At 67.6% G+C, this 16,498-nt stretch carries 15 protein-coding genes and 1 tRNA gene; 13 read left to right on the top strand and 3 right to left on the bottom strand.

The annotated features are described in order from the left end of the window. The first annotated feature begins 17 nt into the window (after positions 1–17). From ACZZZF_RS08230 to ACZZZF_RS08210, 5 genes are all read left to right on the top strand, one after another. A complete protein-coding gene (locus ACZZZF_RS08230; RefSeq protein WP_463497909.1) occupies positions 18–965 on the top strand; it encodes a GNAT family N-acetyltransferase in 948 nt (315 codons plus the stop codon). A 56-nt stretch (positions 966–1,021) separates the two neighbouring features. After that, positions 1,022–1,663, top strand: coding sequence for an NADPH-dependent F420 reductase (locus tag ACZZZF_RS08225; protein WP_463497907.1), 642 nt, complete (start codon positions 1,022–1,024; stop codon positions 1,661–1,663). Between the two features lie 136 nt (positions 1,664–1,799). Continuing rightward, the gene (locus ACZZZF_RS08220; protein ID WP_400340271.1) at positions 1,800–2,459 is read left to right on the top strand and encodes a GntR family transcriptional regulator; all 660 of its coding nucleotides are present in this window, start codon (positions 1,800–1,802) and stop codon (positions 2,457–2,459) included. A gap of 142 nt (positions 2,460–2,601) precedes the next feature. Next, entirely contained in the window at positions 2,602–2,847 is a 246-nt protein-coding gene (locus ACZZZF_RS08215) for a hypothetical protein (RefSeq protein ID WP_072590746.1), read from the top strand. A 10-nt stretch (positions 2,848–2,857) separates the two neighbouring features. Continuing rightward, entirely contained in the window at positions 2,858–3,721 is an 864-nt protein-coding gene (locus ACZZZF_RS08210) for a hypothetical protein (RefSeq protein WP_463497905.1), read from the top strand. 1 nt (position 3,722) lies between these two features. On the opposite strand, the gene ACZZZF_RS08205 is transcribed toward ACZZZF_RS08210, so the two are convergent. Further along, a complete protein-coding gene (locus ACZZZF_RS08205; protein ID WP_463497904.1) occupies positions 3,723–4,562 on the bottom strand; it encodes an SDR family NAD(P)-dependent oxidoreductase in 840 nt (279 codons plus the stop codon). Between the two features lie 128 nt (positions 4,563–4,690). Here ACZZZF_RS08205 and ACZZZF_RS08200 point away from each other — a divergent pair, with 128 nt between their 5' ends. Both ACZZZF_RS08200 and ACZZZF_RS08195 read left to right on the top strand, forming a co-directional pair. After that, a complete protein-coding gene (locus ACZZZF_RS08200; RefSeq protein ID WP_072590748.1) occupies positions 4,691–5,272 on the top strand; it encodes an asparagine synthase in 582 nt (193 codons plus the stop codon). A 66-nt stretch (positions 5,273–5,338) separates the two neighbouring features. After that, positions 5,339–5,411, top strand: a tRNA-Arg gene (locus ACZZZF_RS08195). 218 nt (positions 5,412–5,629) lie between these two features. Here the strand turns inward: ACZZZF_RS08195 and ACZZZF_RS08190 are convergent. Further along, positions 5,630–6,676 (bottom strand): LacI family DNA-binding transcriptional regulator, encoded by a 1,047-nt coding sequence (locus tag ACZZZF_RS08190; RefSeq protein WP_463497903.1) that lies wholly within the window; start codon positions 6,674–6,676, stop codon positions 5,630–5,632. A gap of 168 nt (positions 6,677–6,844) precedes the next feature. Between ACZZZF_RS08190 and ACZZZF_RS08185 the strand changes: the two genes are divergently transcribed. The 5 genes from ACZZZF_RS08185 (at position 6,845) to ACZZZF_RS08165 (ending at position 13,697) form a co-directional block, all read left to right on the top strand. Continuing rightward, positions 6,845–8,170 carry an ABC transporter substrate-binding protein gene (locus ACZZZF_RS08185; protein WP_463497901.1) on the top strand — a complete coding sequence of 442 codons (1,326 nt, stop codon included), beginning with the start codon at positions 6,845–6,847 and terminating at the stop codon, positions 8,168–8,170. Positions 8,171–8,233: 63 nt separating this feature from the next. Further along, on the top strand, positions 8,234–9,118 hold the full coding sequence (locus tag ACZZZF_RS08180) for a carbohydrate ABC transporter permease (protein ID WP_053098799.1): 885 nt from the start codon (positions 8,234–8,236) through the stop codon (positions 9,116–9,118). A 4-nt stretch (positions 9,119–9,122) separates the two neighbouring features. Further along, positions 9,123–10,028: a carbohydrate ABC transporter permease gene (locus ACZZZF_RS08175; RefSeq protein WP_230101259.1), complete on the top strand. Its 906-nt coding sequence runs from the start codon at positions 9,123–9,125 to the stop codon at positions 10,026–10,028. Position 10,029: 1 nt separating this feature from the next. After that, entirely contained in the window at positions 10,030–12,654 is a 2,625-nt protein-coding gene (locus tag ACZZZF_RS08170) for a family 78 glycoside hydrolase catalytic domain (RefSeq protein ID WP_463497899.1), read from the top strand. Next, the gene (locus tag ACZZZF_RS08165) at positions 12,651–13,697 is read left to right on the top strand and encodes a family 43 glycosylhydrolase (RefSeq protein WP_463497897.1); all 1,047 of its coding nucleotides are present in this window, start codon (positions 12,651–12,653) and stop codon (positions 13,695–13,697) included. The genes ACZZZF_RS08170 and ACZZZF_RS08165 overlap by 4 nt, the downstream gene beginning before the upstream one ends. A 6-nt stretch (positions 13,698–13,703) precedes the next feature. Here the strand turns inward: ACZZZF_RS08165 and ACZZZF_RS08160 are convergent, their stop codons facing one another. Further along, positions 13,704–14,636 (bottom strand): LysR family transcriptional regulator, encoded by a 933-nt coding sequence (locus ACZZZF_RS08160; protein ID WP_053098801.1) that lies wholly within the window; start codon positions 14,634–14,636, stop codon positions 13,704–13,706. A 71-nt stretch (positions 14,637–14,707) separates the two neighbouring features. On the opposite strand from ACZZZF_RS08160, the gene ACZZZF_RS08155 reads away from it, so the two are divergent. Beyond that, positions 14,708–16,438 (top strand): L-aspartate oxidase, encoded by a 1,731-nt coding sequence (locus tag ACZZZF_RS08155; protein WP_295104255.1) that lies wholly within the window; start codon positions 14,708–14,710, stop codon positions 16,436–16,438. Positions 16,439–16,498: the final 60 nt, after the last annotated feature.

The raw sequence follows: 16,498 nt of genomic DNA, 5'->3' as shown, positions 1-16,498 counted from the left end.
CGGTGCAGGATGGAATCATGCCTCTTGAACTGACTCCTCTCACCGCAGACGCCTTCGACGACTGGCGCGAGGCCACGAGAGCACGACTCGTGTCGCTGCGGCAGGAGTCCGGGATGCACGTCGGCGACGATGCCGTCTCGCACGTCGACGCCGTGCTCGACGAGCTGCTCCCCGCAGGGCACGACACCGAGACCTCGCTCATCCTCACGATCGATGACGGCGACGCCCGGATCGGCACCGTCTGGCTCGCCGCGAACAACGGCGTGCTGTTCATCGTCGATCTCGCGTTCGCGACCGAGCCGAGTGGCCGACAGCTCCACGACCTCCTCGACGAGCTGACGACGCTCGCGCGGAGGCAGCAGGTCGGTCGTCTGAGTGTCGCCCTGCATTCGTCCGACACCGCTGGTCGCGGTTTCGTCGAGGGGCGGGGATTCGAGGTCGCGTCGATCCAGATGCTTCTCGAACCGCTGCCGTCTCGGGCGGCGCAGCCGTCAGACGGCGCGTTCGTCGTGGCGCCGATGACCCCGGAGCGCTTCGCGAGCTTCGCTGCCGCGTCCGAGGCGGCCTTCGCGGAAGACCTGGTGGCATCCGGTCGGTATTCGGCGGAGGATGCCGTCGTCGAGTCGCACCGGCAGATGGAGCTCGAGCTGCCGGACGGCATCGATTCGGAGGGGCAGGAGCTGTTCACCGCCCACGTGGACGGCATCGAGGTCGGGGTGCTGTGGATCGGCGTCCGTCGGCGAGGAGGGCGCCCGCACGGGTTCATCCTCGACATCGAGGTCGCCGAGGACCAGCGCCGCAAGGGCTATGGTCGTGATCTCATGCTCGCGGCCGAGCGCGAGGCCGCACGACTCGGTGCCGACTCGATCGGGCTGCATGTCTTCGGTTTCAACGCCTCCGCGATCCGTCTCTACGAGAGCCTCGGCTATCGCCGGGTCGAGGAGCGCTTCCTGCTCACGGTGTGATCGCGACACGCGGGGTCACGCGGGAATAGCGGCGCGAGACGGGCGTTGGGCCCAACATGACTACTCTCGGAATCATCGGTGCAGGACACATCGGCAGCCAGATCGCACGGGTCGCCGTGGCGAACGGCTACGACGTGGTGATCGCGAACTCCCGTGGACCGGAGACGCTCTCGGATCTCGTCGCAGAACTCGGCGATCGAGCGACTGCCGCAACCGCGGTGGATGCGGCTGCGGCCGGAGACGCCGTGGTCGTCACCGTCCCCCTGGGCAAGATCGACGAGCTGCCGGTCGAGCAGCTCGCGGGCAAGATCGTGCTCGACACGAACAACTACTACTTCGAACGCGATGGGCACATCGAGGCCCTCGACCGCGGCGAGACCACCACATCGGAGCTTCTGCAGGCGCAGCTGCCGACGTCGCGCATCGCCAAGGCGTTCAACCACATCCTCGCGGCCGACATCACGACCGACGGATCGCCCGCGGGCACACCCGATCGACGCGCCCTCGCCACAGCGGGCGATGACGCCGAGGCCGTCGTCTTCGTCACCCGCTTCTACGACGAGGCCGGCTTCGACACGGTCAACGTCGGACCCCTCAGTGAGTCCTGGAGGGTCGAGCGCGATCGCCCGGCATACGTCGTGCGCCAGAATGCCGACGAGCTGACGACGAACCTCGCGATCGCCAACCGTCTGCCCTGACGGCACGGACGAGGGGAGCGGATGCCGAGGCATTCGCTCCCCTTTCTCTGTCCGCCCCGATGGAGCACCCGTAACATATGCGCCGCGTTGGGATACCAAACTTGTCGGGTGGTGCTCCGAGTGAGACAATTCGGTCATGGCGGGGGTGGGGACTACCGGCGAACTCGAGTCGGTGCGGGTGACGCGCGTTCTTCGCGATGACATCGTGCTCGGTCGGCGCGCCCCCGGTTCCCGGCTGGTCGAACGAGATATCGCGGCCGAGCTCAACGTCTCGCGGCTTCCGGTGCGCGAGGCCATCCGCACTCTCGTCGGCGAGGGAGTGGTCGTCGCACGCCCGCGGACCTGGGCAGTCGTGCGGGAGTTCACGCATCGGGACATCCGGGATTTCGGGGAGGTCCGCGAGGCGATCGAGACCCTGATCTTCGTCTTCGCCGCCGAACGTCACACCGACGAGGGGATCGCGCGGCTTCGGGCGGCCTATGAGCGCGAATTCGCCGCAGCATCCGCGGGCGAGATCGAGGCAGCGCGAATCGCTGCGGGCGAGTTCCACGAGATCTCGGCCGAGCTCGCCGGCAACGAGATGCTGGGCGAGCTCATCGCGGTGTTCGTCACACGGCTGCGCTGGCTCTTCGGGCAGCACGACGATCTGCTCGCGATGGCCGAGGAGCATCGGCTGATCCTCGAAGCGGTCGCCGCACGTGACACGGACGCCCTGCGCGTGATGGTCCCGCGCCATCTGGCCAGCGGGCAGGAAGCCGCCGAGCGACGCCTCAGCGACCAGGCCTATTCGATCTGAGCGTCCCGGCCCGGCGTGCCGCGCGAACGCAGCGAACGACCGCGCCGCGCGGCCGACCACCGACCGGCCTGGAGAGCGGTCTCCCGCGGGGATATATTGGCCATACGGAATGGTTCCGGAGAGTCGTGTCCTGGGGAGCGATATGAGAGGCGTCGCCGTCGTCGCGGGGGGACTGCTGCTCCTCGGCGGAACGGTGCTCATCGCTGTCGCGGATCAGCAGCGTGTGGATGCCCTCGCCGAGGCGAGGGCGGCTGTCGTCCAGGCGGAAGAGCGGCTCGAGCTCGCGCGCGAGGTGAACCTCCGTCTTGCGGAGCAGCTGACGGCACTGCGCACCACCATCGCCGAACAGGAGACGCTGCTCACCGACACCTCCGGGTTCCTGCCATGAGGCGAACTCTGTGATCCGGCGGTTCCTCTCCGTGACGATCGTCGCAGCAGTGATGCTGACTGCGGGCGTCGTCGGTCGCGCCGCGGCCCTGGACGAGGACAGGGCAGAGGCGATCGCCGAGCTGCGGTCGCTGGCGCAGTCGATCCGTACGGCGGATATGCGCACGGACCACCTCGACGGATCGATCGCGATCGCCGAGAAGGACACCGCCGCGCGTGCCGCAGTCCTCGAGGTACGGCCCGCTTTCGTCGACGAGATCGCGGCGCTGACTGCGGCGATCGACGGAGCAGTCGGCAAGGTCGACACCTCGGCACACAGGGCCTCCGCGCAGTCGGCCCAGCAGTCCGTGCTCGACGAGCGCAAGAACCCGGCGACCGTGGTCGCCGCCACAGCCACCGTGCATGCCCTCATCGACAAGGTGGGTCAGGACATCGGCAGCTGGGAGACGGCGCAGTACGCCGCTCCCTCGGGCCCCGCGTGGGCATCGAGCGGTCCGGACGGGTACGCGCGCGTGCGTGCCGCTCTCGACCAGGTCGGCGGCGGGGGAGTCGGGCTCTACGAATCGGCTTCCTGTGCGGGAGGGACCGCGCCGGCGTGCGCGAACAGCGGCGGCTTCATCAAGTACCGCGCCGACATCGTCGAATGGAGCGCCGACCGACTGAACTGGGCGATGGCGCATGAGCTGGCGCACATCTACCAATTCCGGGTGTGGGGCGCCCTGACGGCGTCAGATGCCTACTACTCCGCGTTCGGAGGAGACGCCGAGTTCCTTGCGAACTGCATGGCGGTGGTTCGCGGATATCCGGGATCTGTCGGGTGCGACGCCGACCAGCAGGCGTGGGCGTCCGGGATCTGGGTCGGCGCAGTCGGCTGACTCAGGCGATCGGCGTCGTCGTGTCGATGGCCTCGCGCAGGGGACGCCGCATGACCCGCCAGTAGCTCGACGGGGCGACGCGGGTGAGCACATCGATCAGTCGCGCCTCGCGTCCGACCATCGTGCGGGCGCGGCGATGTTCGGTCGCGCGCACGATCAGCGCCGCGGCATCCGCGGGCTCCGTGTGGTACATCGCCGCCTGGGCGGCCGCGGCTCGCGCGGCGATGGCCGGCTCGATCGCCGCGGCATACCGTCCGTGCAGGATGATGCCCGTGCGCACGCCGGCGGGATACACCGCTCCCACCGTCACCGAGGTGCCGTCGAGTTCGTGGCGCAGGGCCTCGGAGAACGCGCGCACCGCGAACTTGCTCAGGGAGTAGGGGATGCGTCCCGCGGGGGCTGCCAGCGCGTAGACGCTGGCGAGGTGAGTGATGTGGGCGGCCGGCGCCGCGCGCAGGGCGGGGAGCAGCGCCTTCGTGATCGACACCGTGCCCCAGAGGTTCACATCCGTCAGCCAGCGCATCTCCTCCATGGTCAGCTGGTCGAGGTCGCCGAGCATCGACGAGCCCGCGCACGTGATCAGAGCATTCACCCTGGGGTGCGCCGCGGTGATCTCCGCGGCCGTGGCGAAGACGGCGTCGTCGTCGCGGAGGTCGACCACATGGGTGGTGACGATGGCGCCCGTGAGCTCGGCGGCGATGGCTGCGAGGCCGTCGGCGTTGTGGTCGATGAGCGCCAGATGCACGCGTCGGCGAGCGAGCAGCCGGGCGATGTCGGCACCCATCCCGCTCGCAGCGCCCGTGATGACCGTCGTGCTTCCGGTGAGCGTGAGACGCTTCATCGCATCCCTCCTGGCGGCGATCGGGAGAGCAGCCGGTCGTGGAGCGGGTCGGAGAGACCCGATTCCGATCCATTCTGGCCCACTGCATCCCCGAGCGATACCGGTACTCTCGAAGGGAGGAGGTAGGGGTGGGACGAACAGCGGATGCCATCGCCGAAGGCGTTGCGATCGCGACCGCTGCGGCGCGCCTCGCCGTGAAGAATCACATCCTCATCGGCACGATCGCCGAGAACGGCGTCTTCGACACGGACAAGTACGTCGCCGATGCGCGGGAAGCGCTGCGGGCGATGGCCGAGGAGTCCGAAGAGGTCGAGCGCAACCTGACCGAGCTGCGCAAACGCGCTCGCGGTCGCCATTCCGACCCCTCGGGAACCCATGACTACCGGGACCGCGACGTGCGCAACCTGCGTCGGAGGGCCAAGCAGTCGCACGGGGTCGCGACCAAGCTGCGCGACATGATGGAGGACGAGGCCGCCCTGCGCGTCATCGTCGAAGAGGCGCGCGAAGGAGCCTGGGCTGACGTGCGGCACAACCTCGATCGTCGGCTGCGCGTCGAGGGCATGCGACCCGATCAGGACCCCGATTACGACCGGATGCGCGAGGCGCGGATGCAGGCGCTGCGACTCGTCGACCTGCAGGCGCTGTCGTCTCTGCAGCGTGCGAAAGCGAAGCGGAAGAACAAGCAGAACACGCCCGACAGTGACGAGTGAGCGCTCGTTTCGCTTTCGCGTCTCGTCTGTTGTAGGCTGTTCTACGGCCCGCTGAGCGGTCCAGGAGCGCCCGTAGCTCAATGGATAGAGCATCTGACTACGGATCAGAAGGTTAGGGGTTCGAGTCCCTTCGGGCGCACATCAGGTGAAACCCCCGTCGCGAAAGCGGCGGGGGTTTTGCGTTGTCCGGCATCCATGCGGTCTCCATCTTCGGATCCACTTTTCGGCCCTCACGCCCGTCCAGCGAAGGCCCGTCCAGCGAAGGAGAACTCACGCTGCGAAGGAGCGGATGCGAGTTTCAGACCTTCGGCACGGGTGATCTCCGTCGCAGCGAGCGAGCGGTGACATGACTGCAGGTCAGTCCCTGCGCCACATCTCGCCGAGGGTGGACGTGCGGGGGAGCAGGCGCGGCTCGAGGGTGACGCTGCGCGCCGCCGCACCGGGGTCGGCGATGCGCTCCAGCAGGAGATCTGCTGCGACGGCGCCCATCTCCTCGCCCGGCTGACTCACCGTGCTGATCGGGATCGCACTCTCGGACGCGAAGTGGTTGTTGTCGTAGCCGGTGATGGCGATGTCGTTCGGAACCGAGAATCCGGTCACCTCGTTGAGGATCTGGATGAGGCCGATGGCCACGAGATCGGATGCTGCGACGATCGCGTCGTAGGCGCCCGCACCGCGGGCGAGGATCTGCCGTCCGGCATCCCGTCCGTGCCTGATGTTCACGCCTCGCGTCTCGAGGATCTCGATGCGCGCGTCGGGGTGCGCGGCGGTCGCCTGCTCGGCGCCCTCCCAGCGCTGGTTGACGGCCGTGAGGAAACGCGGACCGCCCACGAAGAGAAGTCGTCGGCGCCCGAGCGCGATCAGGTGCGATGCGGCGAGCGCCCCGCCGTGGCGCTCGTCGACGGTGACTCCCGGGTACGCGAGAGACGGGGACTCGAAGTTCACCAGCACGGTCGGAGTGGTGCGGTTCTCGGGGTGCGGCGACTTCGCGAGCGCCGTGTCGAGAGGGGCGAGGATGATGCCGGCCACGCGCGAACGGTCGAGCAGCTCGAGGTTGTGCACCTCGCGATCGGGGTCGACGTCCGAGTTGACGATCAGCACGTCCATCTTGTGGCGCCGCAGCGCTCTCTCGGCGCCGCGCGCGATGTCGACGAAGAAGGAGTTGCCGAGGTCGGCCAGCACCAGGCCGACCGAGGTGCTGTTTCCCGCGGCGAGAGAGCGCGCAGCATCATTGCGGACGAATCCGAGCTCGGCGATGGATGACAGCACCTTGCGACGGGTCGCCTCTCGCACCTTCTCGGGATTGTTGAGGGTGTTGGACACAGTGCCGAGGGCGACTCCCGCGTGAGCGGCGACGTCCGCCATGCTGGGCTTCGAGCGCCCGGGCGGGGGAGTGTCGGTCACGTCATCCTCCTCGGCATCGTCGCCATGACCTGGCTCTTCAACTCTAGAGCATCACTATTCGTGAAGCGCTTCATTTGTGATGCGTAACTCTCTTGACAATGGCTTTTTTTCTATGGCATGGTGTGAATGAAGCGCTTCAAAAGAGGCGTCGCTCTTCAAGGAGGAACAGTGACCACAGCAACGAGGCGCGCCCGTCGCCTGGCCCCCGCAATCGCGCTCATCGGCGTCGGCGCTCTCGCGCTCTCCGCCTGCTCCGGCGGCTCCGGAGGATCGGGCTCCGAGTCCGGTGCCGGTTCCGGCGAATTCACCTATCTCGGTCAGACCGAGAACACCACGATCATCAGCACGCTCGAGACCCTCGCCGGCGACCAGTGCAAGGCTGCGGCCGACGCGGCGCCGCTGACGTCCGATGACATCTCGGGCACGCAGTGGGACCAGCAGCTCCAGCTGCTCGCGAGTCAGGACGGTCTGTCGGACATGCAGATGGCTGCCGGCACCCCCGCGCTCATGTCGGAGTTCATCGACGGGGGCAAGGTGCTCGACCTCTCCCAGGCGCTCGACGACCTGGGCGTCTCCGACCGGCTGCTGCCCGCGGCTGAATCGACGGTCAAGGCGCTCTATGGTGACGGTGCGCTGTACGCACTGCCGACCGAGTTCAACATCGAGGGGTTCTGGTACAACAAGGAGCTTCTCGAGAAGAACGACATCGAGGTGCCCGAGACGTGGGACGACCTCGTCGATGCCGCAGCCACGCTCAAGGACGCCGGCGTCCAGCCGTTCGCCACCGCGGGCAAGGACGGCTGGCCCGTCACCCGCCTCGTCGGCGACTACATCTTCCGCACGCTCGGCCCCGACGCACTCCAGAAGGTCGCGGACGGCGATGCGAAACTGACGGACCCCGAATACGTCGCCGCCGCAGACGCGGTCGCTGAACTCGGCAAGGCCGGATACTTCGGTGACGCCGTCGGCTCGATCGACTACAACGCCTCGATGAACCTGTTCCTCAGCGGGAAAGCCGCCTTCTACTACATGGGCAGCTGGGCGCTGGCGAACTTCAACGACGAGGAGCAGAACCAGATCGGGGTCGACAACGTCGGCTTCGCGCGCTTCCCCGCAGTCGAGGGCGGCGAGGGCAGCATCGACCAGATCCCGGCCAACGTCGGCATCCCGGTGATGTTCGCCGAGAAGAACTACGACGATGAAGCGGCCGCGTGGCTGAAGTGCATCGCTGAGGGCTACGGCGACACGGCGCTGAACGAGAGCGGTGTCGTCTCGGGCTTCGTGGTCGACAACCCTCCCGCCGATCTGCCCTCGACGACGCAGACCGTGCAGGACGAGATCGCGAACGCTCCGTCGAGCGTGCTCTGGTTCGAGGCGCTCTTCACCCCGAAGGCGACCGGCATCAGCCAGAACAACGGTGCAGGTCTCGCCAACGGCAGCCTCTCCGGCGAAGAGTTCATGACGCTCGTCCAGGCCGCCAACGACGAAGGCTGACCCACTCTCGGGGCGGGCATCCGCCCGCCCCGAGACCGTCCTCGTCGCATCAGGAGATCCACCATGCACAAAGTCCTCGGTGACAAGCGCGCCATCTTCGTCCTGCTCGGACCCGCGCTGCTCGTCTACTCCCTCGTCATGCTCGTCCCGATCGTGTGGTCGCTGTTCTACACGGTGCAGGACGGCAACCCCATCACGGGCTTCACCTTCAACGGGTTCGACAATTTCACCAAGTTCTTCCAGGACCCCGCCGCCTGGGACGCGATCTTCTTCACCCTGAAGTACGCGCTCATCCTCACCGCCCTGCAGGTGATCGTGGGCTATCTGCTCTCTCTGATGTACGTCTTCTGGCTGCGCAAGGGATCGGGGATCATCCGCACGATCGTGTTCTTCCCCGTGGTGCTCCCCACGGTGGCGGTCGCGCTGCTGTTCCAGCGACTGTTCGAGGCCGCGCCGACCGTCGGACCGGTGAACTCTTTCCTCGGGATCCTCGGAGGGCAGAACCTCGACTGGTTCGGCACCCCCGACGCCTCCTTCTGGGTGATCATCGCGATGGACCTCTGGCGGTCGATGGGCTTCTATGCCGTGCTGCTGTACGCCGGACTCGTCGACATCCCTGACGAGCTCATCGAATCGGCGCGCATCGACGGGGCATCCGGCTGGAAGCTCATCCGCACGATCGTCCTGCCGCTGTCGCTGCCCGTGCTGCTGTCATCGATCATCTTCAGCATCAACGGCACGCTGAAGGTCTTCGACACGGTCGTGGCGCTGACCAACGGCGGACCCGGCAACGCGACCACGCCGCTGACCCTGTACATGTTCCGCACCTCGTTCGCCTACGGCGACTACGGGTACGGGAGCACGATCGCCCTCATGCTGACGATCCTGTGCCTGCTGTTCACGGTCTTCATCTTCCGCTCCACCCGCCGCGATCTGACGAAGGACTGAACCAGTGAGTGCGACAACCGCCATCGTCACGGGCACCCCGCTGCCCACCCGCCGCGACGTCGATCCGAACCGTCGAGGCGCCAGAGACTTCTTCCGACGGCTGCCGATCCGGCTGCTCATCGCCGTGCTGCTCATCGTCGAGGTCTATCCGATCCTGTGGATGCTGCTCGGGTCGTTCAAGACGCAGAACGAGTTCCTCAACGAGCCGTTCTGGGCTCTGCCGCAGTCGTGGGACATCGTCAACTACATCGAGGTGTTCACCACCGGCGAGTTCGGCAAGTACATCCTCAACAGCGTCGTCGCAGTGTTCCCGTCGCTGGCGATCATCCTGGTCTTCGGCACCGCCGCGGGCTTCGCGCTCGAGGTCATGGTCTGGAAGGGGCGCGGCACGGTGCTGCTGCTCTTCCTCGCGGGCATCATGGTGCCTGCGCAGATGATCCTGCTGCCGCTGTTCACGATCTACTTCCGCACGAACATGACCGGCACGCTGTGGCCGCTCATCATCACCTACGTGGCGCTGGGGATGCCGTTGACCGTGTTCATGATGGCGACCTTCTTCCGCTCGGTGCCGCGGGAGATCTTCGAGGCGTCGACACTCGACGGCGCGTCCATCTTCCGTTCGTTCTTCTCGATCGGCCTCCCGCTGGTCAAGAACGCCCTGTTCACGATCGGTCTCGTGCAGTTCTTCTTCCTCTGGAACGACCTGCTCATCGCCCTGACGTTCACCAACAGCAGCGACCTGCGCACGATCCAGGTCGGACTGCTCAACTTCACCGGAGAGTACGGAGCGGTGCAGTACGGGCCGACCTTCGCCGCGATCTCGGTCAACGTGCTCGGGACGCTGCTCATCTACGTGTTCCTCAACCAGCAGGTCATGAAGGGCCTGACCGCCGGATCGGTGAAGGGCTGACATGACGAACATCATCGAGATCTGGCTGGAGAACAGGCGCGGAGGCAAGACCCTCGGTATCGGCGAAGCCGAACCGCGGATCTCCTTCGTGGCGGATGCTGCGGCAGACGCCTTCGAACTGGAGTTCGTCGCCGACGACGGAACGGTGCGCGCCGAGCGCACGACGTCGACGCAGCGCGTCGCCTGGCCGTTCGCGCCTCTCGCGCCACGCGCCGGGGGAGACCTGCGCATCCGCGCCCTCGATTCCGGCCCCTGGAGCGAACCGGTGCGGATCGAGTCCGGGCTCGGTGACGACTGGCAGGTCGACTTCGCCTCGCCCTCGGTCGTGGCCGACCGCACGGCACCGCGGCCCGCGTATCTGCTGCGGGCTGCCATCGCCGAGGGGGCACTGCCCGGCGACATCGTGCGGGCCCGGATCCACTCCACGGCGCACGGCGTGTACGAGCTCGAGGTCAACGGTCAGCGTGTCGGGGACGACGTGCTCGCACCGGGGTGGACGAGCTATGGCCACCGTCTGCGCTATCAGACGCACGACGTCACCGCGGCGCTTCGCGTCGGCGAGAACGTGATCGGCGCATGGCTCGCCGACGGCTGGTATCGCGGCCACATCGGGTTCGACGGGGGCGTGTGGGACATCTACGGATCGGATGTCGCGCTGCTCGCGCAGCTCGAGGTCACCACGGCGGACGGTGTCACTCGACAGGTGCCCCTCGAGTGGCTCACGGCGCCGTCGCCGATCACCGCGGTCGGGTTGTATGAGGGCGAGAGCTTCGATGCGCGGTTGACGGAGGACGGCTGGTCCGCGCCGGGATTCGACGCCTCCAGCTGGAGTCCGGCGGCCATGTTGCCCCGAACCGATTTCCCGGCGGCGATCGAACCGCCGACCGCTCTGCCGGTGCAGGAGACCGAGACGCTGCGCCCGGTCACGGTCGAGCGTCAGCCGAGCGGCCGCATCCGTCTCGACTTCGGTCAGAACATCTCGGGGGTGCTCCGTATCCGGGTGCGAGCGGATGCCGGTCACACCGTGACGCTCCACCACGCGGAGGTCATCGAGAACGGCGAACTCGGCATCCGTCCGCTCCGGGCGGCGACATCGGTCGACAGCTACACCGCCGCGGGTTCGGGTGAGGAGATCTACACCCCTCGCTTCACGATCCACGGCTTCCAGTACGCCGAGCTCGAGAACTGGCCGGGCGAGCTCCGCGACGGAGACGTCGAGGCGGTGGTGATCCACACCGGCATGCGGCGCACCGGCTGGTTCGAGTCGTCGAACGACGGGCTCGACAGGCTGCACTCGAACGTCGTGTGGAGCATGCGCGACAACTTCGTCGATCTGCCGACCGACTGCCCGCAGCGTGACGAGCGCGTGGGGTGGACCGGCGACATCCAGGTGTTCGCGCCCACCGCGCTGCGCCTGTTCGCGGCCCACGGCACTCTCACCGGATGGCTGCGCGACCTCGCTGTCGAGCAGGCTGATCAGGGGCACGTACCCAACTTCGTACCGTGGGTCGAGTGCGGCTTCCCGAACTTCCCGACGGCCGCGTGGGGCGATGCGGCCGTGATCGTGCCGTGGGAGATGTACCGCAACGACGGCGACATCCGGATCCTCTCCGACCAGTACCCGAGCATGCGCGCCTGGGTCGACCTGGTCGACGAGCTCACCGATCACACAGGACTCTGGAACACCGGCTTCCAGCTGGGCGACTGGCTCGACCCGACCGCACCACCGGAGGACCCCGGCAAGTCCCACACCGACAAGTACCTGGTCGCGACGGCCTATCACGTGCGCACGGCGCGCATCGTGGCCGACGCTGCTGCTCTGCTCGGCGAGGAGGCGGATGCCGCGCACTATCGCGGTGTCGCCGAACGAGCGTCCCGGGCCTTCCAGGATGAATTCCTCAGCGACAGCGGCCGCGTGGTCAGCGACACTCCGACCTCGATCGCCGTCGCGCTGGTGTTCGAGCTCTTCGAGAACGAGGAGCAGGTGCGGCGGGCCGGTTCGCGGCTGCAGGAGCTCGTCGGAGCGGGCGGCTTCCACATCTCGACCGGTTTCGTCGGCACCCCGATCATCTGCGATGCGCTGGTGCGCGCCGGGAGCATGGACTACGCCTATCACCTGCTGCTGCAGGACGAGCTGCCGTCTTGGCTGTATCCGGTCAGCATGGGCGCGACGACGATCTGGGAGCGCTGGGACAGCATGCTGCCGGACGGATCCATCAACCCCGGCGACATGACGTCGTTCAACCACTACGCGCTCGGAGCCGTCGCCGACTTCCTGCACCGGGTGGTCGCGGGGCTCGCGGCGGATGCGCCCGGGTGGGAGAGGATCCGCTTCGAGCCGCAGCCGGGCGGTCGTCTCGAGCACGCGAGTGCGCGGTACGACAGCGTTCGCGGCACGGCGTCGATCGCGTGGCGGCGTGACGGCGAGCGCCTGTCCATCGACGTCGAGGTGCCCGCGGCATCCATCGGCGTGCTCGTTCTTCCGGGATCCGCGGAGGAGATCCCCGTCGGCCCCGGGCGCCACTCGTTCACCACGACGTTCCGCGCCGTGGAGGACGACCCCGAACGGCCGTTCTTCGGCTGGCGCAGACCGGAGCCCGTTCTCGAGACCGAGGGAGCAGCATGACTCAGCAGCACATCCGGCCGGGGCAGGTGTGGCTCGACACGAAAGGCGAGCGCATCCACGCCCACGGCGGATCCGTCATCACCGTCGACGGCGTGCACTACTGGTACGGCGAGAACAAGGAGTTCTCGACGCCGGGGAGTGGGATCTGGCACTGGGGAGTGCGGTGCTACTCGTCGATCGACCTCGTGAACTGGGACGACCGGGGCGTCATCATCCCGCCGGACGAGTACGACGAGTCCTCACCGCTGCATCCGACTCAGGGGCTCGACCGACCGCACATCATCTTCAACGCCGAGACCCGCACGTACGTGTGCTGGGTCAAGGTCATGACGAAGGGATCGGTGCAGCGCTCGACGGTGCTCACCAGTGACAGCATCCTCGGTCCGTACGAGATCCAGCGCACCTGGCTGCGTCCGCTCGACATGAGCGCCGGGGATTTCGATCTGGTCGTCGATCCGCACGACGGCAAGGGGTACTACTACTTCGAACGCGTGCATTCCGAGATGATCTGCGCCGACCTCACCAGCGACTACACCGATGTCACCGGGTACTACTCGACCCACTTCCCGCAGCCGCAGCCGCCGTACGTGCGCGAGGCTCCGGCGCACTTCCAGCGCGGCGGACTGCACTACCTGCTGACCTCCGGCACCACCGGGTACTACCCGAACCCGTCCGAGTCGGCGGTGGCGCGCAGCTATCACGGTCCGTTCGAGGTGCTCGGCGACCTGCATCCGGGCGACGAGTCGCGCACCTCGTACCACTCCCAGATCTCATCGGTGTTCCGGCATCCAAGAAAGAAGGACCTCTATATCGCCGTCGCCGATCGGTGGCTGCCGCGGTATCTCGAGCACGGCGACCGCGCGCGACAGGCGTTCATCGAGCATTTCGCACCGGGGAAGGACGGCGACGAGCCGATGGAGGAATTCGCCTACGTCGACACCTCGATCGCCGACTACGTCTGGCTGCCGATCCGATTCGAGGGCGACCGGCCGATCATCGACTGGCGCGACGAGTGGTCTCCCGACGAGTACGAAGACGCCTGAGCGACCTCAGTCGAGCAGGCTCGTGATGGCAGGGTCTCGGCGGGCGACCTCAGCGGCCGTGCCGACGATCACGTGACGCATCGCGGCCACCGCGACGGCCGGCGTGACGTCCGCACGGTGGGCCAGGCTCACCGTGCGCCTCATCATCGGGTGCGAGATCCTGACCGACCGCAGCGCCGGCTGATCGAGCAGCACCATCGCCGGAACCACGGCCACGCCGACGCCTCGTTCGACGAAGCGGAGCAGCGCGTCCATCTCGGCGCCCTCGAGGACGAAGTTCGGGGTCAGCCCTGCCGAGCGGAAGGCCGCATCGGTCGTCGCCCGCAGCTCATAGGTCTCGTCGAGCGCGATCAGCGGCAGGGTGGCGAGGTGGTCGAGGCTCATCACCGTGGAGGTCGAGACGGGAGGCTCGGATGCGGCGGACACGACCACCAGCTCTTCGGTCAGCAGCGGCATGCGCGTCAGGCTGAAGCCCGACGGCGGCGGACCCTCCGACTCCGTGATGAGCGCGATGTCGACGGCACCCACGGCCAGCTGATCGACGAGCAGCCTCGACCCGCTCTCGGTGAGGTGCAGGTCGACGCCCGGGTGGGCGGCGTGGAAGGTGCTGATCGCCTCGGCGACGAGGCTGATGCAGAGGGTGGGCGGTGCGCCGAGTCGCACGCGGCCACGGCGGAGTCCGGCGAGTTCGGCCATCTCCTCGCGGATCGCGTCGGACTCGGCGAGCATGCGCTGAGCGCGGGGGAGCAGGGCCTCTCCGGCGGCGGTGAGTCCGATGTGCCCGCGCGCCCGGTGGAAGAGCTCGGCGCCGAGCTCGCGTTCGAGTGTCGAGATCTGTCGGCTCAGCGACGGCTGAGCGAGGTGCAGGTGCTCGGAGGCGCGGGTGAAATGGCCGAGGCGGGCGACCTCGACGAACCCGCGGAGCTGCTCGAGGTTCATGTTTTCAGTGTATCGATACCAGTAGAACAATGCATTGGAGTTATCGGGATACCGTAATTAGCGTGGAAGGCATGAGCACTCGCGAACGTCAGATCTCCACCACGGTCCTGGTCATCGGCACCGGCGGCTCCGGGCTGCGGGCGGCGATCGAGGTCGCCGAGCACGGCATCGACGTCCTCGCCGTCGGCAAGCGCCCGCGCCAGGACGCGCACACCTCTCTCGCCGCCGGCGGCATCAACGCCGCGCTGGGCACCATGGACGAGGCCGACAGCTGGCAGCAGCACGCCGCCGACACGATCAAGGAGAGCTACCTGCTCGCCAACCCGCACACGGTCGAGATCGTGACGCAGGGGGCCGAGCGCGGCATCCGGGATCTCGAGCGCTGGGGCATGGACTTCGCCCGCGAGGACGACGGCCGCATCTCGCAGCGGTTCTTCGGGGCGCACACCTTCCGTCGCACGGCCTTCGCCGGCGACTACACGGGTCTCGAGATCCAGCGAACCCTCGTCGCGAAGGCCGAACAGCTCGAGGTGCCGATCCTCGACCACGTCTACATCACGCGTCTGCTCGTGCGCGACAACGTCGTCTTCGGCGCCTACGGCTTCGACCAGTCGGACGGCACGCGCTACCTCATCCACGCGGATGCCGTGATCCTCGCCGCGGGCGGGCACAACCGCATCTGGCGCCGCACCTCGTCACGACGGGACGAGAACACCGGAGACTCGTTCCGGCTCGCGGTCGATGCGGGCGCCCGCCTGCGGGACCCGGAGCTCGTGCAGTTCCACCCGTCCGGGATCATCGAGCCCGAGAACGCCGCCGGGACCCTGATCTCGGAGGCGGCCCGCGGCGAGGGCGGGATCCTGCGCAACGCCCTCGGTGAGCGCTTCATGTCGAAGTACGATCCTGAGCGCATGGAGCTCTCGACACGCGACCGTGTCGCGCTCGCCGCGTACACCGAGATCGCCGAAGGGCGGGGCACCGAGAACGGCGGCGTCTGGCTCGACGTCTCGCATCTGCCGCGCGAGACGATCATGACCCGTCTGCCCCGCGTCTACCAGACGATGATGGAGTTGCAGATGCTCGACATCACGACCGATCCGATCGAGATCGCGCCCACCGCGCACTACTCGATGGGTGGCGTGTGGGTGCGTCCCGACGACCACCAGACCGACGTCGACGGGCTCTACGCGATCGGCGAGGCATCGAGCGGCCTGCACGGAGCCAACCGCCTCGGCGGCAATTCGCTCATCGAGCTGCTCGTCTACGGGCGCATCGTCGGGCAGGCGGCCATGGCGCATGCCGCGGGGCTCGACGCTCAGCGCCGCTCGGCGGACGCGGTCGTCCAGGCCCGCGCCGAGATCGACGACCTTCTCACGGCCGACGGTCGCGAGAATGTGCGAGCCCTGCAGCGCGCGATCCGCAACACCATGACCCAGCATGCCGGTGTCGTGCGGTCGGAGGACGGACTCCGTGCCGGCCTCGCCGAACTCGACATGATCGAGGGGCGGATGGAGGACATCGGCATCCACCCGGACATCGCCGGATTCCAGGATCTCGCGCATGCCTTCGACCTCAAGGCATCGGCGCTCGCCGCGCGAGCCACTCTCGAGGCGGCGCTGGAGCGTCGGGAGACGCGCGGATGTCACAACCGCAGCGACTACCCCGACACCGACCCGACGCTGCAGGTCAACCTCGTCTGGTCGCCGACCGGCGGAGTCACGCGCGAGTCGATCCCGGAGATCCCCGCCGAGATCGCCGAGCTCATGCGCGAGGTCGACACCGAGGGCAAGCTCGTCGAATAGCCGCATCCGATCTCGCTCCCGTCGCAGGGTGCATCGCGACGGGAGCGGTGGGGTGGTCGA

It is taken from the genome of Microbacterium sp. AC215 (genome assembly GCF_979258645.1).
The sequence above is the reverse complement of the archived record's forward strand: the minus strand, read 5'-3'. Positions and strand labels throughout refer to the sequence as shown.